This window comes from Microbacterium festucae (genome assembly GCF_025421715.1).
GTDB classification, from domain to species: domain Bacteria; phylum Actinomycetota; class Actinomycetes; order Actinomycetales; family Microbacteriaceae; genus Microbacterium; species Microbacterium festucae.
Window position 1 is genome coordinate 543,806 of sequence record NZ_JAOEFC010000001.1, and the last position, 22,918, is coordinate 566,723.

The window sequence follows — 22,918 nt, forward strand, 5'->3', positions numbered from 1 at the left end:
CCCCGCCGCGGGAGTGGGGGCGGGGCGGGTGGTGGGTGCGGGTGTCGGGGGTGGCTGGTTGGATGGGGCGGTATGACGGACGGTTCGGGAACTGGCGCTTCGGGAGCAGTGGGCATGGCGGGCGCGGGGGCGGAGATCCCCGAGCTGGATGCCGACGCCGTGGTGTGGTCGCACGCGCCGGGCGACCGGGCGGGCAGGCCGCTGCTCGTGCTGCTGCACGGTTACGGATCCCACGAGCAGGACCTCTTCGCCCTGGTCCCCCACCTTCCGGACGGCGTGACGATCGCCGCGGTGCGCGCACCGCTGGCGCCGCCGTTCCCCACGCCGGGCTGGTCGTGGTTCCCCATCGAGGGCCTGCGGCGCCACGACCCCGTGAGCACCACCGCGGCCGCGGAGCGCTTCCTCGCCTGGCTCGACACCCTCGCCCACGACGGGCCGGTCGGCCTGCTCGGCTTCTCGCAGGGCGGGGTGATCGCCCTGCAGGCGCTGCGACTGCGCCCCGAGGCGTTCGCCTTCGTCGTCGACCTCGCCGGATACGCCGACCCCGCCCCCGTTGCGGGCGACGAGCGCCTCGCCGCGCTGCGACCACCCGTGTTCTGGGGGCGCGGCGCGCGCGACGAGGTGATCCCCGCCCCCCTCGTCGAGCACTCGGTGGCCTGGCTCCCCGCGCACGTCGACCTCAGTGGACGCGTGTACCCGGGCCTGGCCCACAGCGTGTCGCAGGACGAACTCGACGACGTCGTGGCCTTCCTCACCAAACGGCTCGGCGAACTCGACGCGCAGCCCGCGGCATCCGCCCCCGCCTGATCGGGTCAGCCGCGACGAACGGATGCCGGTCGCCAGGCATACCGCCCGGTGACCACGCCCATCAGCCATTCCACCGGTCCGAGCCCGACGAAGCGCCACCAGAGCGTTCCCAGCACCATGAGCCCCGGCACGAGCACGAGCCACGGCACGGGGTGGTTGCCGTGCCAGCCGAGCCCCTGCGACGACCACCAGGCGATCAGTGCGACCTGCACGACGTAGAGACTGAGCGCGACCGAGCCGCAGGCACGCAGCGGCACGAACACCGCATCGACCACGCGCCGCACCCCCGGACGCCGGATCGCGGCGAGGCCCGCGACCGCGGCATACGCCAGCGCGACCAGGCCGATGTCACGGGCCGTGTCGGCCCACGTTCCCGAGGCGGGCGGGTACCCCTGCACCGCGGCGACCGCCTGGTTGGCACTGAACCCGGCGATCCCGACGAAGCCGGCCACGGCGACCGCCGTCCACGACGACGGCAGTCCCACCCGCAGCAGCAGCGCGCCGGCGAGGAACATCGGCAGCAGGTTCACGAGCCGGTAGTGCGGGTTCATGCTGATCCACCCCGCCACCAGACTCCCCGCCGTCGACGACCCCGCCAGCGGCGCGAGCACCTGGTTCAGCCACGTGATGAGGGGCTCCGACGCCAGCAGCAGCACCACGGTGAGCGCGGCGACCGCGCGCGTCGACAGCAGCAGCAGCGGGGCGCCGACCAGCAGCACGAGACCGAGGAACGACAGCACGATCGCCACCCAGCTCCCCCACATCGACAGCCACACGCCGAGCACGATGAGGATGACCCCGCGCGCCAGCTGCTGCAGCGTCACGACCCGCGGCGAGGCCGCCGGCCGCCCCAGCACCAGCTGGGCCGAGATCCCCATGACGAGGGCGAACAACGGCGATGCCACGTCGTTGAGCATCCCCGTGAGCACGGTGACCGTCGCCGGCACGTCGGTCATCAGCGGGATGCCGTGGGCGACGAGCATCGCGAAGATCGCCACGCCGCGCAGCACATCGGGGATCACCAGCCGCCCGGGCTGACGGCGCGGGGCGACGGCGGGACGCGGGTGCGACATGCCCCTCCTCGACTGGTGGACGCGACTGGTGGATGCAGCCGGCGGACGCCGCTGACGGGTGCCGACGGTGCCGCCAGCCTAGCCACCGGCATCCGCCCGCCTCTGGACCCGTCCAGGTGGATGGGGTAACCTCGCTGGCGTCCCTGTCCCGAGTGTGAGGAAGACCGTTGAAGGGTATCGACGCGACCGCGCTGTGATCTCGCGCTGATCGTCGACCTCCGGTCTGGGGCTTCTCGCCTCCCGTTCTTCGACGCGTCTGCGCATCTTTCCGATCCGCGCAGGCACGTCGACCCCGTCTCCACCGGGCTACCCGGTGTCCGGCGTTGCGTGCGTGCGCTCCGACCCTCACCGGGAGGCACCATGCTCAACACTTCTCCTGCGGTCGTCCTCGACCGCCTCTCCTTCACCTGGCCCGACGGCACCCCCGCCCTCGGCGACGTCTCGGGCGCGTTCGGCTCGGGACGCACCGGGCTCATCGGACGCAACGGCGCCGGCAAGTCGACCCTGCTGCGCCTGATCGCGGGCGAGCTGGCCCCCTCGGCCGGCTCGGTGGCGACGGTCGGCACCGTCGACCGGCTGCCCCAGCAGCTGACCCTCGACACCGACCGGCCGATCGTCGACCTGCTCGGCATCGGCGACGCGGTGCGCGCCGTGCGCGCCATCGAGTCGGGCGATCCCGACCCGGCGCACTTCGACGCGGTCGGCGACGACTGGGACATCGAGGCGCGCGCCACGGCGGCCCTCGCCGAGGCCGGGCTGCCGCCGGGGGCGCTCGACCGCCGCATCGGATCGCTGTCCGGCGGCGAGGCGGTGCTGGCCGCGCTGGTCGGCGTGCGCCTGCGCGGCGCCCCGATCGCGCTGCTGGACGAGCCGACCAACAACCTCGACGGCGATGCCCGCGCGCGCCTCTCCGAGCTCGTACGCGGGTGGCGCGGGGCACTGATCGTCGTCAGCCACGACACCTCGCTGCTCGAGCTCATGGACGACACCGCCGAGCTCTACGGCAACGGACTGAGCGTCTACGGCGGCCCGTACTCGCAGTGGCGGGAGTGGCTGGAGGCCGAGCAGGCCGCAGCCCGGCAGGCCGAGACGGCGGCGCGCGCCGACCTGCGGCGCGAGAAGCGCGACCGCATCCAGCAGGAGCAGGTGATCGCCACCCGCGCCGCGATGGGACGCAAGGCCCAGATCGAGAAGCGGGTGCCGGGCATCATCGCGGGCGCGCGGAAGCGGGCGGCGCAGGTGTCGGCCGGGAAGGTGCGCGGCACGGCGGCCGACCGCGAGACCGCGGCCCGCAGCGCCCTGGATCTGGCGGAGCGGCGCGTGCGCGACGACGAGTCGGTGCGCATCGACCTGCCCGATCCGGGCGTGGCCGCGGGCCGGCGGATCGCGACGCTCGGCGACGCCGAGCGGTCGTGGACCGTGCAGGGCCCCGAGCGGGTCGCCCTTGTCGGGCCCAACGGGGCCGGGAAGACGACCCTGCTGCAGCGGATGCTCGCCGACGCCTCGCGAAACTCCTCCAATCCGGACGGAATCGGGGCCGGGGGGCCGGATACGGGCGAAACCGCGACGGATTGGAGGAGTTCGGCGACGGCGACCGCGCACACCGACCGCATCGGCTACCTGTCGCAGCGCATCGACGGCCTCGACGAGGGCGCCTCCGTGCTCGAGAACGTGCGGGCGTCGGCTCCCGGTGTCGGTGACGTCGAGCTGCGCAACCGGCTCGCCCGGTTCCTGGTGCGCGGCGACACGGTGCTGCGGCCGGTGTCGGCCCTGTCGGGCGGCGAGCGGTTCCGCGTCGCGCTGGCGCGCCTGCTGCTGGCCGACCCACCGCCGCAGCTGCTGGTGCTCGACGAGCCGACGAACAACCTCGACCTCGACACGCTCGACCAGCTCGTCGATGCTCTGTCGGCCTACCGCGGGGCCGTGCTGGTGGTCAGCCACGACACCGGATTCCTGCAGCGCCTGGGCCCCGACCTGACCCTCGAGCTGCGGGGCGGGGAGCTGTCGGAGCACTGACCGGACGAGGCGGGGCGGGGCGGATGCCGCATCCCGATAGGCTCGCGGAAAGGAGAGACGATGACCGACGCTGCACCGGCCCCCGCCCCCCGATCCCGCCGCTGGCTGCCGTGGACCCTGGCTGTCTTCGTCGCCCTCGCCGTCGGGATCGCCGCTGCCTTCGTCGTGGTGCCGCGCCTGACCGCCACGCCGGCGGAGACACCCGCGGCCTCGCCCGCCCCCTCGAGCCCGACACCCTCCGCCACGCCGTCATGCCTCGTTACCACTGTCGACACGACGTGGCGCGACGCGCAGGCCCTCGATCTTCCGACCGACGGCGCGCTGACCGCGACGACGCTCGCCGACGTCACAGGGAAGTACGCGTCTCCCTTCGCCATCGACGACACCCGCACCGGCGTGCTGGTACAGGGCGATTACGGCACCGGCGACGCAACACTGCTGGTGATTGACCACGACGACGCCGAGGTCCTCTGGTCGGCGGAGGTGCCGTACGGGACGGCCGCCGTCGCCACCCCCGCCAGCGCGGGACTCGACGAGCGCATCGTGGTGTCCCATAGTGTCTCGCCCGCGTTCACGGAGAGCGCTCTGACGATGTACGACCTGGCCACCGGCGAGGCCGTCGCCGAACGCACCCTGCCCGGCGACTGGGCGGGCGGTATCCATCCGGGCGGCGGGCTCACCGCCTCCGCCCTCATCGCCCCCGCGGACCCGTCGGGGTTCGCCGTCACGACGCGCGACGCCGCGACCTATCTCGACGCCGCGACCCTCGAACCGCGCTGGTCCGTCACGGGAGAGCAGTTCGATGTCGGTTGGTTCGAGGGCGGCGTGCCCTTCGACCTCGCTGCCGATTCCCTCTTCGTCAGGGGCAATGCCGTTTTGCTCGAGTCCGGCGAACCGCGCGGGTGGACGGTCGACGGGAGCGTGTTCGTCGCGGCGGGCCACGTACTGACCACGCCCATCGTGTACGACTCGCTCGAGCCGTATGCACTGTCCGGCATCGACACCCGCACCGGTGAGGCGTGCTGGAGCCATCAGGTCATCAGCGCGGCGTCGGATGACGAGGCGGTCTGGATCGTGACCGCTGACGGGCTGCTGCAGCGCATCTCGCCGTCCGACGGCGCCGTGGTCGACGATCGCGGACAGGTCGGCGACGTGGGCGTTCACCTCCTGCCGGGGGCGCTGGTGGTGACTCCCCGTGTGCACGACATCGCCGACGCGATCTACACGACCGTACATCCGCCCACGGGAGCGCCCTGGACGCTGGCCGGCTACTCGGGAGCGCCGCTGCGCACCTCGAACGGCCAGATCATCATGATGGAGTGGGGTTCGGTCACCTCGCCGGGGGTGGCCACGGCGTACGACATCGCCACCGGTGAGACGGCATGGAACCTCGAGACCGACCCGGTGGACCGCACGTCGAGCACGATGTTGGAGGCCGGTGTCGCACTGCGCACGACCGATCTCGGCGGCGGTCGCTTCCGCCTCGAGCTGCTGCGCTGATCCGCTCCCGCGGGCCAGATGTCGGCGGTGGGGGTGAAGATGGGGTGATGGTCGATGTGCTCGAGCGGTTCGGTCCTGCCACCCAGGACTGGTTCCGCTCTGCGTTCGCGCGCCCGACCGATGCGCAGGCGGGCGCGTGGACGGCCATCTCGGCGCGCAAGCATGCGCTCGTGGTCGCCCCGACCGGGTCGGGAAAGACGCTGTCGGCGTTCCTCTGGGCGATCGACCGCATCTTCCACGACAAAGACGCGGCACCGGCTCCCGCCCCCGCCCCCGCCCCCGCCAAGGGACGGAAGAAGGAGCCCCGCCCCCCGCGCACCCGCGTGCTCTACATCTCGCCGCTGAAAGCGCTCGGCGTCGACGTCGAGCGCAACCTCCGCTCACCCCTGGTCGGCATCGGCCAGTCCGCGCGGCGGCTGGGCGTGTCCGTCCCCGAGGTCACCGTCGGCGTGCGCTCGGGCGACACGGCATCCGCCGACCGCCGCAGGCTCGTGGCCGACCCGCCCGACATCCTGATCACGACACCCGAGTCGCTGTACCTCATGCTCACCTCGCAGGCCGCAGAGACGCTCACGGGCGTGCACACGGTGATCGTCGACGAGGTGCACGCGGTGGCCGCCACCAAGCGCGGCGCGCACCTGGCCGTGAGCCTCGAGCGCCTCGACGCGCTGCTGGAGACGCCCGCCCAGCGCATCGGCCTGTCGGCCACGGTGCGACCCATCGACGAGGTCGCGCGCTTTCTCGGGGGCGCCGCACCCGTCGAGATCGTGGCGCCGCGGGCGACGAAGGCGTTCGACCTGTCGGTCGTCGTGCCCATGGACGACATGTCGAACCCGCCGCCCGCTCCGGGCGCCGAGACGCCCGCACCGCCGGCGGATGCCGACGCGGATGCCGACGGCGACGGCGACTGGTTCGCGCCGCAGACCACCGAGATCACCGGGTCGGTGTGGCCGCACGTCGAAGAGGCGATCGTCGACCGCATCCTCGCGCATCGCTCGACGATCGTGTTCGCCAACGCCCGCCGCCTCGCGGAGCGCCTCACCGGGCGGCTCAACGAGATCTACGCCGAGCGGCTCGGGCTGGAGGTGCCCGACCCGACCGTGCCGGCGGCGATGATGGCGCAGGCGGGGGCCAGCGCCGGTGTGGCGCCGGTGCTCGCGAAAGCCCACCACGGGTCGGTGTCGAAGGAGCAGCGCGCGCAGGTCGAAGACGAGCTCAAGTCGGGCGCACTGCGGTGCGTCGTGGCGACGAGCTCGCTCGAACTCGGCATCGACATGGGAGCGGTCGACCTCGTCATCCAGGTGGAGGCGCCGCCGTCGGCCGCCTCGGGGCTGCAGCGCGTGGGGCGCGCCGGCCACCAGGTCGGCGAGGTGAGCCGCGCGGCCCTGTTCCCCAAGCACCGCGGCGACGTGCTGCACACCGCGGTGGTCACCGAGCGGATGCTGGCGGGCCAGATCGAGTCGATCTCGATCCCCCAGAACCCGCTCGACATCCTCGCCCAGCAGACGGTCGCCGCCTGCGCGATCGGGCCGGTCGACGTCGAGGGCTGGTTCGAGACCGTGAAGCGCTCGGCGCCGTTCCGGGCGCTGCCGCGCTCGGCGTACGAGGCCACGCTCGACCTGCTGGCGGGCCGCTACCCGTCGGACGAGTTCGCCGAGCTGCGACCCCGCGTCGTCTGGGACCGCGATCAGGGCGTGCTCACCGGGCGGCCGGGCGCCCAGCGGGTCGCCGTCACCAGCGGCGGCACCATCCCCGATCGCGGCCTGTTCGGCGTGTTCGTCGCCGGCGAGACGCGCAACGCCCGCGTCGGCGAGCTCGACGAGGAGATGGTGTACGAGTCGCGCGTCAACGACGTGTTCACCCTCGGCACCACGAGCTGGCGCATCGTGGAGATCACCCACGACCGCGTCAACGTGACCCCCGCGTTCGGCCAGCCGGGCAAGCTCCCGTTCTGGCACGGCGACGGCCTCGGCCGCCCCGCCGAGCTCGGCGAGGCGCTCGGCCGGTTCTCGCGCGAGGTCGCCGCGGCAGGCGCCGAGAAGGCCACCACGCGCCTGCGGGCATCGGGGCTCGACGACAACGCCATCGGCAACCTGCTCGGCTACCTCGACGAGCAGAAAGAGGCCACCGGCACCCTGCCGACCGACAAGACGCTCACCGTCGAGCGGTCGCGCGACGAGGTCGGCGATTGGCGCATCATCCTGCATTCCCCGTACGGCATGCACGTGCATTCGCCGTGGGCACTGGCCGTGAACGCGCGCATCCGCGAGCGCCTGGGCGTCGAGGGATCGGCGGTCGCCAGCGACGACGGCATCATCGCCCGGGTGCCGGATGCCGAGGCGGAACCGCCCGGCGCCGAGCTGTTCGTCTTCGACCCCGACGAGCTCGAGCAGATCGTCACCGACGAGGTGGGCGGGTCGGCCCTGTTCGCCTCGCGGTTCCGCGAGTGCGCGGCGCGGGCGCTGCTGCTGCCGCGGCTGAACCCGAACCGCCGGTCGCCGCTGTGGCAGCAGCGGCAGAAGTCGGCGCAGCTGCTCGAGGTCGCCAAGAACCATCCGACCTTCCCCATCATCCTCGAGACCCTGCGCGAGGTGCTGCAGGACGTCTACGACCTGCCCGCGCTGCTGCGGGTCACCCGCGCGATCGGCGACCGTCGCATCCGTCTGGTCGAGACCTCGACCAGCCAGCCCTCCCCCTTCGCGCGCGACCTGCTCTTCGGCTATGTCGGGGCGTTCATGTACGAGGGCGACTCGCCGCTGGCCGAACGCCGCGCCGCCGCCCTGTCGGTCGATCCGGCGCTGCTGTCGGAGCTGCTCGGCAAGATCGAGATGCGCGAACTGCTCGACCCCGAGGTCATCGCGCAGTTCGAGCGCGAGGCGCAGCGGCTCGATCCGTCGCGGCGGGCGCGCGGCGAAGAGGGCGTCGCCGATCTGCTGCGTGTGCTCGGGCCGCTGTCGGTGGCCGAGGTGGCCGAGCGACTGGAAGAGCCGGGGACGGCCACGACGACCGTCGACGACGGAGCGACCCGCACCGCCGACGCGGCCACCGCGCGCACCGCCGAGCTCGCGGTCGGGGCCCTCGTCGACGCGCGCCGGGCGATCACGGTCACCGTCGGCGGGGCGCCGCGGATCGCCGCGATCGAGGATGCCGCGCGGCTGCGCGACGCGCTGGGCATCGCGCTGCCCGTCGGCATCGCCACCGCCTTCCTCGAGCCGGTGGCCGACCCGCTCGCCGATCTCATCGCACGCCACGCGCGCACCCACGGGCCGTTCCGCACCGCCGAGGTGGCCGAGCGACTGGGCATCGGCGCGGCCGTCGCGCGGCAGACCCTGCAACGACTCGAAGCGCAGGGACGACTGGCCAGCGGGTTCTTCCTGCCGGCCACCGGCCCGGCATCCGACGAGGTCGAATGGTGCGATCGCGAAGTGCTGCGCCGACTGCGGATGCGGTCGCTCGCGGCCATCCGGGGCAGCGTCGAGCCCGTCTCGCCCGAGGCGTTCGCGCGGTTCCTGCCGGAGTGGCAGCACCTGGCGCGCCCGCTCGACGGCATCGACGGGGTGCTCGCCGTGATCGAGCAGCTCGCCGGGGTGCCCATCCCGGCGAGCGCCTGGGAGTCGCTCGTGCTGCCCGCACGCGTCTCGGACTACAGCCCGGCGATGCTCGACGAGCTGACCTCGACCGGCGAGGTCGTCTGGTCGGGCCACGGGTCGCTTCCGGGGCGCGACGGCTGGATCGCGCTGCATCCGATCGATGCGGCGCCGCTCACCCTGCGCCCCTCCGACGACGACGTGGAGTCGTCCGAGCTCGAGCAGCGCGTGCTCGACGCGCTGGCCTCGGGCGGTGCCTACTTCGCGGCGCAGCTGGCGGCGATCACCGGCGCCGAGAACGAACTGAGCGTCGTGGACGCCCTGTGGAACCTGGCGTGGACGGGCCGGGTCACCAACGACACCTTCTCGCCGGTGCGTGCGCTGCTGGGCGGCGGCTCGCAGGCGCACCGGGTGAAGCGGCGCACCCCGCGCACGCGGATGTTCCGGGGCACGCCGCTGGCCGCCGCCGCCCCGCGCACCACCGCGCCGCAGCGACCCGTGCTCGTGGGCGGCCGTTGGTCGCTGCTGCCTGAGCCCGCCGAAGACCCGGGGCACCGCGCGGCGGCGGCGGCCGGTTTGCTGCTCGACCGCCACGGTGTCGTCACGCGCGGCGCGGTGCAGGCCGAGGGCGTGCCGGGCGGGTTCGCCCAGGTGTACCGCACGCTGGCCGGCTTCGAGGATGCCGGGCACTGCCGGCGCGGGTACTTCATCGAGAAGCTCGGCGCCGCACAGTTCGCCACGTCGGCCACCGTCGACCGCCTGCGCGGCTACGCGGGACTGGCCGACCCGCCGCCGCTGACGGCAGTGACCCTCGCGGCCACCGACCCCGCCAACCCCTACGGCGCCGCGCTGGGCTGGCCCGCACTCGAGGGTGTGACGCACCGTCCGGGCCGCAAGGCCGGCGGGCTCGTCGTGCTCGTCGACGGAGCACTCGTGCTCTACCTGGAACGGGGCGGCCGCACCGCCCTGACGTTCTCGAGCGACACCGACGTGCTCGCCGCCGCCGCCCGCAGCCTCGTCGACACCGCCCGGGCACGGCGCCTCGACACCCTCACCATCGAGCAGGTGGGTGGCGCGTTCGTCTACGGCACCCCGCTCGGCACCGCGCTGCGCGCCGCCGGCTTCGTCGAGTCGTCGCGGGGTCTCACCCTTCGACGCGGGCACGGGTGAGTGCCGTGCAGGTGAGCGGGGTGCCGGTCGCGCGACCGCTCCTGGGCCAGCCCAGGGGCGTGGTGGTGCGGGTGCCTGGGGGCTCGATGCCTGAGGTTCTCGATGACTGAGGTTCTCGATGCCTGAGGGCGACACCGTCTTCCGTGCCGCGCGGCGCCTGCATGAGGCGCTCGCGGGCGACGAGGTGACGCGGTTCGACATCCGGGTGCCCGGCAGCGCCACCGCCGACCTCACCGGACAGCGGGTCGAGGCGGTCGCAGCGCGCGGCAAGCACCTGCTGCTGCGCATCGGCGATCACACCCTGCACTCCCACCTGAAGATGGAGGGAGAGTGGCACGTCTATCCGTCGGGCGGGCGCTGGCGCAAACCCGCGTTCACGGCGCGCGCGATCGTCGGCACCCGCCGGGCGGATGCCGTCGGCTTCGACCTCGCGCAGGTCGAGGTGCTGCCCACCGCCGAGGAGGACCGCGTCGTCGGACATCTCGGGCCCGACCTGCTCGGACCCGACTGGGACGCGGCGGAGGCGGTGCGCCGGGTGGCCGCCGACCCGCGCGCGGCGCACGTCGCACTGCTCGACCAGCGCAATGTGGCCGGGTTCGGCAACGTCTACGCCAACGAGCTGCTGTTCGTGCGCGGCATCCGCCCCACCCTGCCCGCCGCCGAGATCGACGACGTGCCGGGGCTGATCGCCACCGGTGCGCGCATGATCCGGGCCAATCGCGACCGGTCGCACCGCACGTTCACCGGCGAAGACCGCCCCGGGCGGCGGATGTGGGTGTACCGGCGCGAACGTCAGCCGTGCCGCCGCTGCGGAACGCCGATCGAGCGCACCGACCTGGGAGCCGATGCCACCAGCGAGCGCATCGTGTTCTGGTGCCCCCGCTGTCAGCCGTGACGGCGGCGCGGTGCGCGGTCAGTGACCGAGGTAGCGTCCGGGGCGGTGGTTGAGGGCGAGCACCAGGTTCAGCAGCACGGCGCCGACGGCGCTCATCAGCACGACCGGCCACGGCACGATCAGCAGCGACAGCGCGATGATCACGAGGTCGAAGATCATCATCGTCCACCCGGCACGGAATCCGGTGAGGTCTTCGACGACGAGCCCGATGACGTTGACGCCGCCGACGCTGCCGCGGTGGCGGAAGAGGATCAGCACGCCGACGCCGGCCAGCAGGTTGCCGGCGAGGATGCCGTAGAACGGCTGCAGCCCGTCGATCGGGAAGAACGCGTCGTGCACGATCGCGAACCCCGAGACCAGCGCGATGCACACCAGGGTGCGCAGCGTGAAGCTCCACCCCTTCTTCCAGATCGCCAGCAGGGCGAACGGCACGTTGATGACGAAGAACAGCAGCGGGAGGGGCCACCCGGTCGCGTAGGTCACCAGCAGCGCCAGGCCCGCGGTGCCGCCGGTGACCGCGTCGACCGCGTGCAGCAGGTGCAGCCCGAGCGAGACGAGGAAGGTGCCGGTGAGGATGCCGAGGATGTCCTCGGCGACCGAGTGCGCGTGGGCCTTCGAGTCGAACACCAACGAGGGCCCGGTCGTCGGGTCGGCGGGATCTGTCACCACCCAATCCTGCCCCACGCGTGTTTCGCGCTCGTCACGGTGCGACCGGCACAAACGGGTCCTCGGCCCGCGGCATCCGGGAATGAACAGGGGGTTCCGGTCGTTGTCATCTACCTGGAGGTTCTGTTGGGAAAGAACTACATCGACATCGAGAACGACAGCGGCGAGCTGCTGCGCTACCGGAAGCACGTGAACGGCCGCGGGCTCATCGCCAACGGCGCGAAGGTGCACGCCAGCGCGCTGGTCGAAGCGGGCGCCTACGTCGAACCGGGCGCGCAGATCGCCGCGGGTGCACACGTCGGCCGCGGCGTGTGGATCGAACCGGATGCCGTCATCGGCCCGGACGTCGAGATCGCCCCGCACGCCCACATCGGATCGGGCGCGGCCATCGGCGCGCGCGCGAAGATCGGCGTGCGCACCGTCGTCGGCCGCGGCGCCCTGGTCGTGACCGGGTCGCTCATCGGCGACGACGAGACGATCGGCGACGGCGAACGCGTCGCGACCGACCGTCGCGGCCTGCGCCTCGCCGCCTGACCCGCCCCGTCGCGCGCGCTGCGGCATCCGCCCATCACGGGCTCGCCTACGGGCACCGCGCGAGCGCGCGTGCGGAGCCGCCGTGACCTCAGGCGAGGATGAGCAGGATGATCGCGATGAGGGGCAGGGTGCCCTGCAGCGTCGCGGCGCGCAGGTAGCGCTTGCCCGAGCTGATCAGCACGACCGCGGCGGCGAGCATCGAGCCGACACTGAAGATCGCGAGCACGCGTCCGGCGAGGCCGACCTCACCGCCGAGGGCGAACAGCACCAGGCCGATGATCGTGCCGATCGCGAGGAACAGGTTGTAGAAGCCCTGGTTGTAGGCCATCGGCGCGGTCGTGTCGGCGGCGGCTTGGTCGGCGACCGAGAAGCGCTTCCAGGTCTCGGGGCGCCGCCACGTGATGCTCTCCATCGTGAAGATGTAGATGTGCAGGGCTGCGGCCAGGGCCGCGACCAGCGTGGCCAGCGTTGCGATCATGCCCCGACGATAGCGCGACTACGCTGACGGTATGGCGGCTCGCGCACACGGCGGCACCCCCGCGCGGAAGGGACGCTCGCAGCCGACCCGCCGCGGCGGCACCGCCCCGACCCCGAAGGCCCGGTCGAAGCAGGCGTCGACGCCGAAGCCCCCGCCCCCACCCGCCGGACCGTTCCGCCTCGGCGCGATCGCCGGCGCGACTCCGGGCAAGTGGATCGACGTGTGGCAGCAGCGGATGCCGCGCACCCCGCTGGAGCTCGTGCCGCTCGAGGTCGCCGACCAGCGCGCCGCGCTCGACGACGACATCGTCGACGCGGCCCTCGTGCGCCTGCCGATCGACCGCGACGACCTCCACGTGATCGCGCTCTACGACGAGGTCGCCGTCGTGGTGTGCGCCGCCGACTCCCATCTCACCGCCGCCGACGAGCTGACGCTCGCCGATCTTGCCGGCGAGGTCGTCATCACCCCTGCGGATGCCGCGATCACCGTCGCCGTCCCGGATGCCGTCGCGCCGCGCTTCACGCCCCCCGAGACGACCGCCGACGCGATCGCCACCGCCGCCACGGGCGTCGGGGTGGTCGTCGTGCCGATGTCGCTGGCGCGCCTGCACCACCGCAAAGACACCGAGTGGCGTCCGCTGGCCGACGGCCCGCTGTCGCCGGTGGCGCTCGTGTGGCCCGCGGAGCGCACCACCGAGCTCGTGGAGACCTTCGTCGGCATCGTGCGCGGCCGCTCGGCGAACTCGTCCCGCGCCTGACCCGTCCGGCCGCACCCGCAGCCCGCCCCCGCAGCCCCGCCCCCGCACCCGCACCCATCCGGACGCCGGGCAGACCGAACGGGTCGGTGAGGCCCCACACCTCACCGACCCGCGGACGGGCGTCATACCCCCCGGTCAGCCGTCCTTGTGGGAATGCGCTCGCCGCTCCCCAGCGACTCTCGCTTGCGCGGCGATTCGGTGAGGCCCCCCGACCTCTCCCGCGCGGTCATTCCGTATGAGAGGAGCGGTGTCGGGATGCCCTGATACATCCCCGCCCGAGATTTCTCAGAACCCGTTGCCGTGGCACTGGAACGGGGCGAGCACCCCGGTGCGCTCGGCGGCGACGGCCAGGGCCACGGCGGGTGCCTGCCCGGCCGCGAGTCCCTCGTGCATCGCGCCGAGCAGCTCGCACGCATCGTCGTCGGCGACGATGACCGGGGCGGCGACGACCGCGCCGGCGCCGGCGTGCAGCCACGCCCGCGTCATGCCGACCGCCTCCTCGCCCCACCGCACCGACGAGCGCCCCGACTCGCAGGCCGACAGCACGACGGTGCCCGGCACCCGCGGCATCCGGTCGATGTCGTAGCCGAACAGCACCCCATCGGCCAGTTGCAGACCCGAGAAGACCGGGTTGTCGACCGCGTGGCGGCCGTGGGCGCTGATGTGGAGCACGTCGACGGATGCCGCGAGCTCGCCGACCGCGTCGACGGTGGCCGCCGCGCCCTCGCGCACGGTCGCCGACGACCACGCCGCCGCGCCGACGGCGGCCTCTTCGGCCCCGCGTGCCACGCGCGGTCCGACGGCGAACCCGGCCGTGGTGGGCACGACCCCGGCGGCCGCGCGCCCGTGCACCCAGCGCGAGACCGATCCGGCCAGCGTGAAGGCCCGGCCGCGGAAGGCGGGGAGCATGCCCCAGGGCATCCCCGCCAGCACGCCGGGCGCCGTGAGCACGACGCGGGCGGGGTCGATGCCCCGCAGCGGCTCGTCGAGGAGCATCTGCGACAGCCGCTCCACGCGGCCGGCCAGCGAGCGGGCGACGACGGGCACCATGGGTCCGGTGCGCACCATGGCGGCCATGTCGAGGTCGGAGCGCAGACCCGCCAGAGCGGTGCGCAGATCGCCCCACGCCGGGAGGGTCACCACGCGCGCGCCGGCGGCGGTGACGACCACGCACGCCAGACCCACGGGGCTGAAGACGAACGAGAGCACGGCGGTGTCGGCATCCAGCACGGCAGCGGTCTCGCCGAGCGAGACGCGAGCCTCGATGTCGGCGGCGCCGGTGGTCGTCCACTGCCGGTGCCGCAGCCGGTCGGACAGTTCGACGGCGCGCGGGTCGGAGGCCCAGTCGGCGCTGCCGAGGTCGGCGCGCAGCGCCCGCAGCTCGCCGAGCTCGGCGGCCTGCTCGGGGTCGCCGGGTGGGCGCAGCGGTAGCACCTGCAGGCTCAGGTGCCGGGCCCGCTCCGACCAGTCGAACAGCACGTCGGGCCGGCCCGAGCGCACCGCCGAGCCCAGTCCGGCGAGGATCAGCCCGTTGCCGTACATCGACAGCGAGGTCTGCAGGTCGAGGCTGCCGAACGACGACCGCCACCGGGCGAGCTCTTCCAGCCCGTCGGCGGCATGCCGGCGGGCGGCGGGTTCGCGCCCCGCGGCGATCGCGCGCTCGACGCGCACCTCGGCGGCGAGCAGGCGCACCTCGAGGGGCGCGGATGCCGGCAGGGCGGGCAGCCGTCCCGCCGGGCGCCCGTGGCGCGCGCGCCACAGTTCTCGCGAGAGCCGCAGCGCGTCGCTCTCACCGCGCAGCCCCGCCGTGTGGAGCGTGCGGATCACCCCGTCGGCGTCGGCGGGATCGACGGGGCGGTCGGGCACGACCTTGCCGACCCGGTCGATCGCCCCGCCCGCCAGCCGGGCACGCAGACGCACGCCGTCGGCGCGCGCGGCCCACGAGGCCGACCCCAGGGCGCCGAAGCGCCGCGCCGAGACGGCCGCCGCCCGCGCCGCCGCCGGCGGGTCGTGGCGCAGCAGCGAACGGGCCAGCTGCAGCTCGGCCTCGGCCCGTGCCTGCGGCATCCTGTTGGCGCCGAAGGTGCGCGCCGCGCGCTGCAGCAGACGCTCGGCCTCGGAGACGAGTCCGGCGTCGCGCAGCGCCTCGGCCAGGTCGACGTCGCCGATCGCGGCGCTGGCGGCCGACGACTCTCCGGCCAGCTCGCGCGCGGCGCGCATCTCGCGCATCGCGCCGACGAGGTCGCCGGACAGGAGCGCCACGTAACCGAGGTTGTGCTGGGCCTCGGCGACGTCGACGGGCGTGCCGTGCGCGCGATAGAGCGCCACGGCCGCCTGCAGATCGGCGGCGCCGGCGGCGAGGTCGCGCCGCTGCATCGCGACGAGGCTGCGGTTCATGCGGAGGTTCGCCTCAGCAAGGGGGTCGGCCGCCAGGGCCGCGATGCCGCGCCCCAGCCAGGCGTCGGCGTCGTCGAGCCGCCCCCGGTAGAGCAGGGTCACCCCGAGCTGCCCGGCCAGCACGCCGCGCGTGTGATCGGTGATGTCGGGCGTGGCCAGCGCGCCGCGCACGATGCGCTCCCCCTCATCGTGCTCGCCCAGCTGCACGAGCACGTAGGCCGTCGTCCCGGCGATGCGCGCGGCGAGGTCGGTGTCGGTCGCCGCGGCCGCCGCCGCACCGAGCAGACGGTGCGCCTCGGCGAAGCGCCGCTGGTCGGTGAGCGCACGCGCGCGCGCGTAGAGCTCGTCGGCCGCGGGAGGGGTCACCGTCACAGCATGCCGTGAACGGCGGTGTTCCCGCGAGATCGGCCTCAGTCGTCGGCGCCGAGCACCTCCTTCGCGGCGTCGACGGCGGCGGCGATCGCGGCCGCGGCGTCCCCGTCCAGCGCCGGTCGCAGCCGCGCCGCGATGCGTCCGGCGATCAGGGGGGCGGCGAACGAGGTGCCGCTCCACACCGCGAATCCGCCACGGAAGTCCTCGGGGGCGATCGTCACGCGGCGCCGGTTGTACTCGTCGTCGCGAGCGGAGGCCTGGATGCCGCCGACGAAGTCGGGGAGGATGCTGACGACGCCGGCTCCGTGCGCGTAGGTGCGCACCCACGGGCCGACGTTGGAGAACAGCGCGGTCGAGCGACCGTCGGGGTTCAGCGCGCCCACCGACAGGTGCTCGGCACCCCCGTCGGGCACGATGCCGTTGTCGGCGTGCGGCCACGGCCACAGCGAGGCGGGGAAGGTCGGCCGGTCGACGGCGTCGTTGCCGGCCGAGACGACGACCGTCGTCCCCAGCGCCCGGAGCGCGGCGAGCAGGTCGTAGAGGTCGCGCGAGTAGTACCCGTCCTCCGGGGTCTCGTGGTAGTACCCCAGCGACATGCTCAGCACGTCGACGGGCCGCCCGTCGCTGCCGCCCGAGGCGTGATGGCGCGCGACGAGCACGGCGAGGTCTTCGACCACCTGCAGCAGGTTCGACTCCTCCACCACGCCGAGCGCATCGGCGACGCGGATGGCGAGCAGGTCGGCGTCGGGGGCGGCCTGCCGGATGATGCCGGCGATGAAGGTGCCGTGGCCGGCGACGGGGTCGAGCTCGCCGTCCAGCGGCCCGTAGAGGTCGGGGTAGATCTCGGGGTTGGGCTCGTCGTGGAACCCGACGTGGCGCCCGTCGATGGTCACGTCGCGATCGACGACGGCATCCGGAAGCCAGCTGTGCACGCCGGCGCCGGTGTCGAGGATCGCCACCACCGGGCGGCGCCGTCCGGGCTTCACCTCGGTGCGCACCGGTCCCGGTCCGATCCAGGCGACCGGCTGGCGCCCGCCCGACCCCGCCTCGCCGTACTCGCCGACGGGGTTGGTGCGGCCGTACGGGTTGGTGCGGCCGTAGGGGTTCGTGCGCCCATAGGGGTTGGTGCGGCCATACGGGTTCGTGCGGCCGTAGGGGTTCGCCTCGGTGAAGGGGTTGATGCCGATGGGATCGACGGTGAGCACGTGGTCCAGGCCCACCCGGTCGATCCCCGTCTTGCGCAGCACCTCGGCCACCGCCTCCCGTCCGGCCCCGGCCACGTTGTCGGCGCCGAACGCCGCCTCGAGCGCGTCGCGGCGCAGGCGCTGCAGCACCCGCCAGGCATCGGGCAGCGCCGGCGCGACCCGCTGCCGGTCGTCGGGGGCGGTCAGCCGCACCCGCACGACCACGGGGCCGCCGGGGATGCGCGGCTCGGGGCGCTCCCGCTCGCCGAGTTCGGCGCCGTCCAGTCGCTCGCGCACCGCATCCCAGCCGAAGGCCTCGGCCGCCGCGCGCACCCGGTCGTAGTTGCCCTCCAGCAGCCCCACGTCGGTGCCGCCGCCGATGAGGAGCCGGTCGGGCACGTACACCGTCGGGAAAACCGCCGGGATGCCGTCGAGCGGTTCGGTGGCCGGGTCGAGCACGCTCGCGTGCGACACCGACCCGCGGGCGCGGTCACGCCACGTCCATCCTTCGGGCTGGGCTCCGGCGGGGTTCACGGCGTCTTCGGGCATGATCTCTCCTCAAACAGGGTGGTGGGCACTCGGGGTGCGACGAGCGGGTGGGTCGTGCGGTGTCAGATCTCGAAGCGGGGGGTGAGGAGCTCGGCGGGCCCGTCGGAGGTCGCCGCGAGCGCGAAGCGCAGGCGCACGATGCCCGACTCGACGTCGTCGAAGGCGAACCGGCCGTCGACGACGGGCGCCGACAGGTCGTCCCCCTCGATCACCAGGTGCGCCTCACGCGCCGCGCCGTCGACCCAGCCGTCGAGCCGTCGGCGCCGGCCGCTGTCGGAGGTGACGTGCACGAGCACGCTGGTGGTGCCGTCGCTGAACTGGAGGGTCAGCATCTCGGCATCGCCGCGCACGGCGGCCGTCGCATCGCTGTCGACGAGCACGAGCAGTGCGAACTCCCGCGACAGGTCGGCGGCGGCGACCGCGGCGATCATCCGCTCGGCGAGGTCTGCGGGCGCCGGGTCGGCGGCCTCCCACGTGCCGCGCAGGGCGCGCCACAGGTCGGCATCCGAGAACGTCTGCTCAGAAGTCATGGGAGTCTCCTTTCCGGTCGCCCGCCCCCGCCGGCGGCAGGAGGGCGGTGCGCAGCTTGCCGAGGCAGCGCTGCCGAGTGGGCCCGATCGATCCGACCGGCATCGACAGATCCTGCGCGATGCGGGCGTAGTCGGGGCGCTCCTCGAACGCGACGATGCGCAGCAGCCGCCGGCATCGCTCCTCGAGGGTCGCCACCGCGCTCCACAGGCGCTCGTCGCGCAGCGACAGCTGCGCGGTGTCCTCCGCCGAGGCGGCCACCGGCAGCTGCGGTTCGAGGTCGACCTCGTCGACCGGTCGCAGCCGCTGCTGGGCGCGCCCGGCCCGCCACGCCTCGCGCCGCGCGGTGGTCGTCAGCCAGCCCGCGACGGCGCGCGGATCGTGGATGCCGTCGGCACGGCGCACCAGCGTCAGCCAGGTGGACTGCACCACGTCTTCGGCCAGCATCCGCTCGAGGCCGTACGCGCGCACCACGTGCCACAGCACCGGCGTCATCAGCCGCACCAGGTCGTCCATCGCGCGGGTGTCGCCGTCGCGCCAGCGGGCGAAGCTGTCGGATGCCTGTTCCCAGATGCCGGGCGCGCGGATCGGCCCCACGTCGCCGGGGGCTGGATCGGCGGGCGTGGGGTCGACGTCGCTCATAGCGCCCATTCTGGCCACATCGACAGGAGGGGGTCGAGGGTGGCGCTGATACATCCCGGCGCGACCAATTCCGTCACCGGCGTCGGCGACCGTGCGGTGGGCGATCTAGACTCGCCGCATGGCCCCGCTCGTGTACCTCTGCGTGCGCCCGCAGCAGGGCGCCGCCGAAGCGGAGTACGCCTCGTTCCTGAGCGCCACCCGACTGGGCGATGACGCCCTGGAACGCTGGGACCTCGTGCGCGACCCGCTGCCCGAAGACGCCTTCGAGCGCTGGCGCGGCTTCCTGGTGGGCGGCAGTCCCTACAACGTGACCGACCCCGAATCGACCAAGACCGACGCGCAGCGACGCCTCGAGCAGGCACTGGCGCGCATCGCCACCGCCGCGGCGGCAGGGCGCACCGCGGCGCTGTTCACCTGCTACGGCATCGGCGTGGCCACCCGCACCCTCGGCGGCGAGGTCACCCGCGGCTACCCCGAAGACACCGGGCCCACCACCGTCACCCTCACCGAAGACGGGCGCGCCGACCCCGTCTTCGGCGGACTCGCCGACACCTTCACCGCGGTCACCGCCCACAAAGAGGGCACGCAGCGGATGCCGGAGGGCGCCGTGCTGCTGGCGGGCAACGAGGCGTGCCCGGTGCAGGCCTATCGCGTCGGCGACCGGCTGTATGCGACGCAGTTCCATCCCGAGCCCACCGGCCGCGCCTTCACCGAGCGGATGGCCGTCTACCGTGACGACGGCTACTTCGACGCCCGCGACTACGACGCGATCGCCGCGCGCGTGCTGGCGGCGTCGTTCACCGAGCCGCCGCGTGTGCTGCAGGCCTTCGCGCGCAGCTTCTGACGCAGGGCGCGCGGGTGCCGCGGTGCGTCGCGGCTGCGATCAGTGCGCGTGGCGACGGCGGCGTGCGGCGGCCACGACGAACGGTGCGGCGAGCACGATGACCGCTGCAACGAACGCCGCGACGGCGACCGCCGGCGCGTAGGGCTCGGTGGCGAGGCGCGCGATGCCGATCCACACGAGACCCCAGGCCATCGCCAGCGGCGGGGCGATGCGCTCCCCGCGGGTGCCGATCGCGACGAGCACGCCGATCCCGGCGACGACCACCAGCACGATGACGCCCCAGATCGTCTGCGACGCGGCATCCATCGACGGCACCACTTCGGCGGCGAGCCACGCGGTCACGTTGGCGACCGTGGCCAGGGTGACCCAGCCCAGGTGCAGCCCCACCATGCCGTCGAGCAGCAGACGCTCGGCGAAGCTCTCGGTGCGCGACAGGCTCAGCACCCGCAGGGTGAGCCCGAGGGCGATCAGCAGCACGACGATGGCGATCACGGTGAGCGGGAGCGTGGTGAACTGCGCCGCCAGCAGCCAGCCGCCGTTGAGCACGGCCGTCAGCGCCACCCACCAGCCGGCACGGCGCTGGCGCGCCCGGCCGCGCTGCGAGGGCAGGGCCTGCCACACCGCGTAGCCGACCATCAGCACGTAGATGACCGTCCAGATCGAGAACGCCGACGTGCCCGGCGCGAGCACCGTGGCGTCGGCGTCGAGCGCGCCGCCCTGCAGCTCGCGCACGTTCGTGCCGCCGAACAGGCCCGTGCCCACCATCGCGGCGATGATCATGAAGACCACCGCCGAGATCACCGCCACCTGACGGATGATGTCGCGGGGCGTGCCGGAGGCGCTGCCGGTGGTCGTGGTCGTCGTCGTCGGGGTGGTCATGACCACACGCTAGACCGCCCCGCCGGTGCCGTCAGCCCCCTTGACGCCCGCCCCCCGACCCGCCTACCCCCGCCCCCCGGCGGTCGTTGAGCGAGCGCAGCGAGTCGAAACGCGGGGACCCGGGGGTTGCGTTTCGACTCGTCGCTGCGCTCCTCGCTCAACGACCGGCGAAGGGGCGTCGCGTTTCGACTCGTCGCTGCGCTCCTCGCTCAACGACCGGGGGAGGGGTCGCGTTTCGACTCGTCGCTGCGCTCCTCGCTCAACGACCGGAGGGGGGGCCGGTGATGAGGGCGGCGTCGGGGGGCACGGTGAACGAGGCGGAGGCGGAGGCGGAGGCGGGGGGATGCGGGGCGGGGGCCGTCGACAGCCACAGGGTCTCGCCGGGGCGCGCGGCGACCTGCCACGGCTCGGCGGACAGGTTCACGAGCACGCGCGCGTCGCCGCGGCCGAGTTCGTACCGTCGGCCCCCGGGGCCCTCGTGCACCGCCCCGGTGGGCCACGACGGGTCGGTGAGCTGGGGCTTGTCGCGCCGCAGCCGGCCGAGCCGGCGGTACAGCGCGAGCAGCTCGGCGTGGGCGCCGGTCTCCGCCTCCGCCCAGTTCAGGCGCGAACGCTCGAAGGTGGCCGGGTCGTTGGGGGCGGGCACGAGCGACTCGTCCCAGCCCATCTCGGCGAACTCGCGCTTGCGGCCCGCCTCGGTGGCGGCGGCCAGCTCGGGCTCGGGGTGCGAGGTGAAGAACTGCCACGGTGTCGAGGCGCCCCACTCCTCGCCCATGAACAGCATGGGGGTGCCCGGGGTGGTGAGGGTGAGCACGGCGGCCACCGCCAGCCGCTGCGGCGACAGGGTCTGCGACAGCCGGTCGCCGGCGGCGCGGTTGCCGATCTGGTCGTGGTCCTGGGCGAAGGTCACGAGGTGCCATGTGGCCGCGGCATCCGGGATGGGCGCGCCGTGCGCGCGGCCGCGGAACGACGAGTAGGTGCCGTCGTGGAAGAAGCCGCGCGTCCACACCTTGACGAGCGCCTGCGGGTCGGCGAAGTCGGCGTAGTAGCCGCTGGTCTCGCCGGTGAGGGCGACGTGCACGGCGTGGTGCCAGTCGTCCGACCACTGGGCGGCCAGGCCGTAGCCCGATGCCTCACGGGGCAGGAACATGATCGGGTCGTTGAGGTCGCTCTCGGCGATGAGGGCGAGCGGGCGCCCCTGGTGCACGCTGAGGGCATCGGCGGCCTCGGCGAGCTCTTGCAGGATGTGCACGGGCTGGCCGCCCGACTCGTGCAGGGCGTGCACGGCATCCAGGCGCAGCCCGTCGACGTGGTAGTCGCGCAGCCACTGGCGGGCGTTGTCGACGATGTAGTCGCGCACCGCGCGCTCGTCGAGGTTGACGCTGGAGCCCCACGTGTTGCTGTGGCCGTCGCGCAGGTAGGGGCCGAACTCGGGCAGGTAGTTGCCGCTCGGACCGAGATGGTTGTAGACGACGTCCTGGATGACGGCCAGCCCCGCGCCGTGCGCGGCGTCGACGAAGCGCTGATACGCGGCGGGGCCGCCGTACTGCTCGTGCACGGCATACCAGAGCACGCCGTCGTACCCCCAGTTGTGGGTGCCGTTGAACCCGTTGACCGGCAGCAGCTCGATGTGGGTGACGCCCAGCGCGGCGAGGTGATCGAGCTTGCCGGCGGCGGCATCCAGCGTTCCCTCGGGGGTGAAGGTGCCCACGTGCAGCTCGTAGACGAGGCCGCCGGCGAGCTGACGCCCCGTCCAGTCGGCGTCGGTCCACGCGAACCCGCCGGGTTCGAACCAGGCGGATGCCGCGTGCACGCCGTGCGGTTGGCGCCGCGAACGGGGGTCGGGGCGCAGATCGTCGCCGTCGCCGAGCACGAAGCCGTACTCGTCGCCCGCGGCGAGCTGCACCTCACCGCGCCAGAAGCCGCCCGGATGTGCGGTCAGCTCGACATCGCCGCGCCCGGGGCGGCGCAGCCGCACCCGTTCGGCGCGCGGCGCCCACACCTCGACGGAGACCGGCTCGTTGCTCATGCGTCCATCCT

The 22,918-nt window shown here is 73.8% G+C and carries 17 protein-coding genes; 8 read left to right on the forward strand and 9 right to left on the reverse strand.

Annotated elements, in window-relative coordinates; translation table 11 throughout:
• Positions 1-114: 114 nt before the first annotated feature.
• A complete protein-coding gene (locus tag N3K63_RS02405) occupies positions 115-807 on the forward strand; it encodes an alpha/beta hydrolase (RefSeq protein ID WP_261578360.1) in 693 nt (230 codons plus the stop codon).
• A 5-nt stretch (positions 808-812) separates the two neighbouring features.
• Here N3K63_RS02405 and N3K63_RS02410 read toward each other — a convergent pair whose 3' ends face one another.
• Positions 813-1,880, reverse strand: a complete 1,068-nt coding sequence (locus N3K63_RS02410; protein ID WP_261578361.1) for a heparan-alpha-glucosaminide N-acetyltransferase domain-containing protein — start codon at positions 1,878-1,880, stop codon at positions 813-815.
• A gap of 360 nt (positions 1,881-2,240) precedes the next feature.
• Between N3K63_RS02410 and N3K63_RS02415 the strand changes: the two genes are divergently transcribed.
• The 4 genes from N3K63_RS02415 (at position 2,241) to N3K63_RS02430 (ending at position 11,048) form a co-directional block, all read left to right on the forward strand.
• Positions 2,241-3,896: an ABC-F family ATP-binding cassette domain-containing protein gene (locus N3K63_RS02415; RefSeq protein ID WP_261578362.1), complete on the forward strand. Its 1,656-nt coding sequence runs from the start codon at positions 2,241-2,243 to the stop codon at positions 3,894-3,896.
• Positions 3,897-3,956: 60 nt separating this feature from the next.
• Positions 3,957-5,396, forward strand: coding sequence for a PQQ-like beta-propeller repeat protein (locus N3K63_RS02420; protein ID WP_261578363.1), 1,440 nt, complete (start codon positions 3,957-3,959; stop codon positions 5,394-5,396).
• 47 nt (positions 5,397-5,443) lie between these two features.
• Complete coding sequence (locus tag N3K63_RS02425; protein ID WP_261578364.1) at positions 5,444-10,153, forward strand: ATP-dependent helicase; 4,710 nt, start codon at positions 5,444-5,446, stop codon at positions 10,151-10,153.
• 118 nt (positions 10,154-10,271) lie between these two features.
• The gene (locus N3K63_RS02430) at positions 10,272-11,048 is read left to right on the forward strand and encodes a DNA-formamidopyrimidine glycosylase family protein (RefSeq protein WP_261578365.1); all 777 of its coding nucleotides are present in this window, start codon (positions 10,272-10,274) and stop codon (positions 11,046-11,048) included.
• An 18-nt stretch (positions 11,049-11,066) separates the two neighbouring features.
• Here N3K63_RS02430 and N3K63_RS02435 read toward each other — a convergent pair whose 3' ends face one another.
• The gene (locus N3K63_RS02435; RefSeq protein ID WP_261578366.1) at positions 11,067-11,714 is read right to left on the reverse strand and encodes a YitT family protein; all 648 of its coding nucleotides are present in this window, start codon (positions 11,712-11,714) and stop codon (positions 11,067-11,069) included.
• Between the two features lie 126 nt (positions 11,715-11,840).
• Between N3K63_RS02435 and N3K63_RS02440 the strand changes: the two genes are divergently transcribed.
• On the forward strand, positions 11,841-12,248 hold the full coding sequence (locus tag N3K63_RS02440) for a transferase (protein ID WP_261578367.1): 408 nt from the start codon (positions 11,841-11,843) through the stop codon (positions 12,246-12,248).
• An 88-nt stretch (positions 12,249-12,336) separates the two neighbouring features.
• On the opposite strand, the gene N3K63_RS02445 is transcribed toward N3K63_RS02440, so the two are convergent.
• On the reverse strand, positions 12,337-12,726 hold the full coding sequence (locus tag N3K63_RS02445; RefSeq protein WP_261578368.1) for a DUF1304 domain-containing protein: 390 nt from the start codon (positions 12,724-12,726) through the stop codon (positions 12,337-12,339).
• Between the two features lie 31 nt (positions 12,727-12,757).
• On the opposite strand from N3K63_RS02445, the gene N3K63_RS02450 reads away from it, so the two are divergent.
• A complete protein-coding gene (locus tag N3K63_RS02450; RefSeq protein WP_261578369.1) occupies positions 12,758-13,483 on the forward strand; it encodes a substrate-binding domain-containing protein in 726 nt (241 codons plus the stop codon).
• Between the two features lie 285 nt (positions 13,484-13,768).
• On the opposite strand, the gene N3K63_RS02455 is transcribed toward N3K63_RS02450, so the two are convergent.
• The 4 genes from N3K63_RS02455 to N3K63_RS02470 all read right to left on the reverse strand — a co-directional run bounded on the left by N3K63_RS02455 (position 13,769) and on the right by N3K63_RS02470 (position 19,155).
• Positions 13,769-16,246 (reverse strand): CHAT domain-containing protein, encoded by a 2,478-nt coding sequence (locus N3K63_RS02455; protein ID WP_261578370.1) that lies wholly within the window; start codon positions 16,244-16,246, stop codon positions 13,769-13,771.
• Positions 16,247-16,290: 44 nt separating this feature from the next.
• A complete protein-coding gene (locus N3K63_RS02460; RefSeq protein WP_261578371.1) occupies positions 16,291-17,985 on the reverse strand; it encodes a S8/S53 family peptidase in 1,695 nt (564 codons plus the stop codon).
• A gap of 62 nt (positions 17,986-18,047) precedes the next feature.
• Positions 18,048-18,515, reverse strand: coding sequence for a hypothetical protein (locus N3K63_RS02465; protein ID WP_261578372.1), 468 nt, complete (start codon positions 18,513-18,515; stop codon positions 18,048-18,050).
• Complete coding sequence (locus N3K63_RS02470; RefSeq protein WP_261578373.1) at positions 18,505-19,155, reverse strand: RNA polymerase sigma factor; 651 nt, start codon at positions 19,153-19,155, stop codon at positions 18,505-18,507. Before N3K63_RS02470 ends, N3K63_RS02465 begins: the two co-directional genes overlap by 11 nt.
• 118 nt (positions 19,156-19,273) lie before the next feature.
• Between N3K63_RS02470 and N3K63_RS02475 the strand changes: the two genes are divergently transcribed.
• The gene (locus N3K63_RS02475; protein ID WP_261578374.1) at positions 19,274-19,999 is read left to right on the forward strand and encodes a glutamine amidotransferase-related protein; all 726 of its coding nucleotides are present in this window, start codon (positions 19,274-19,276) and stop codon (positions 19,997-19,999) included.
• Between the two features lie 39 nt (positions 20,000-20,038).
• Here the strand turns inward: N3K63_RS02475 and N3K63_RS02480 are convergent, their stop codons facing one another.
• Both N3K63_RS02480 and treZ read right to left on the reverse strand, forming a co-directional pair.
• Complete coding sequence (locus N3K63_RS02480; RefSeq protein WP_261578375.1) at positions 20,039-20,878, reverse strand: tryptophan-rich sensory protein; 840 nt, start codon at positions 20,876-20,878, stop codon at positions 20,039-20,041.
• 259 nt (positions 20,879-21,137) lie between these two features.
• Positions 21,138-22,907 carry a malto-oligosyltrehalose trehalohydrolase gene (gene treZ, locus N3K63_RS02485; protein ID WP_261578376.1) on the reverse strand — a complete coding sequence of 590 codons (1,770 nt, stop codon included), beginning with the start codon at positions 22,905-22,907 and terminating at the stop codon, positions 21,138-21,140.
• Positions 22,908-22,918 lie beyond the last annotated feature (11 nt).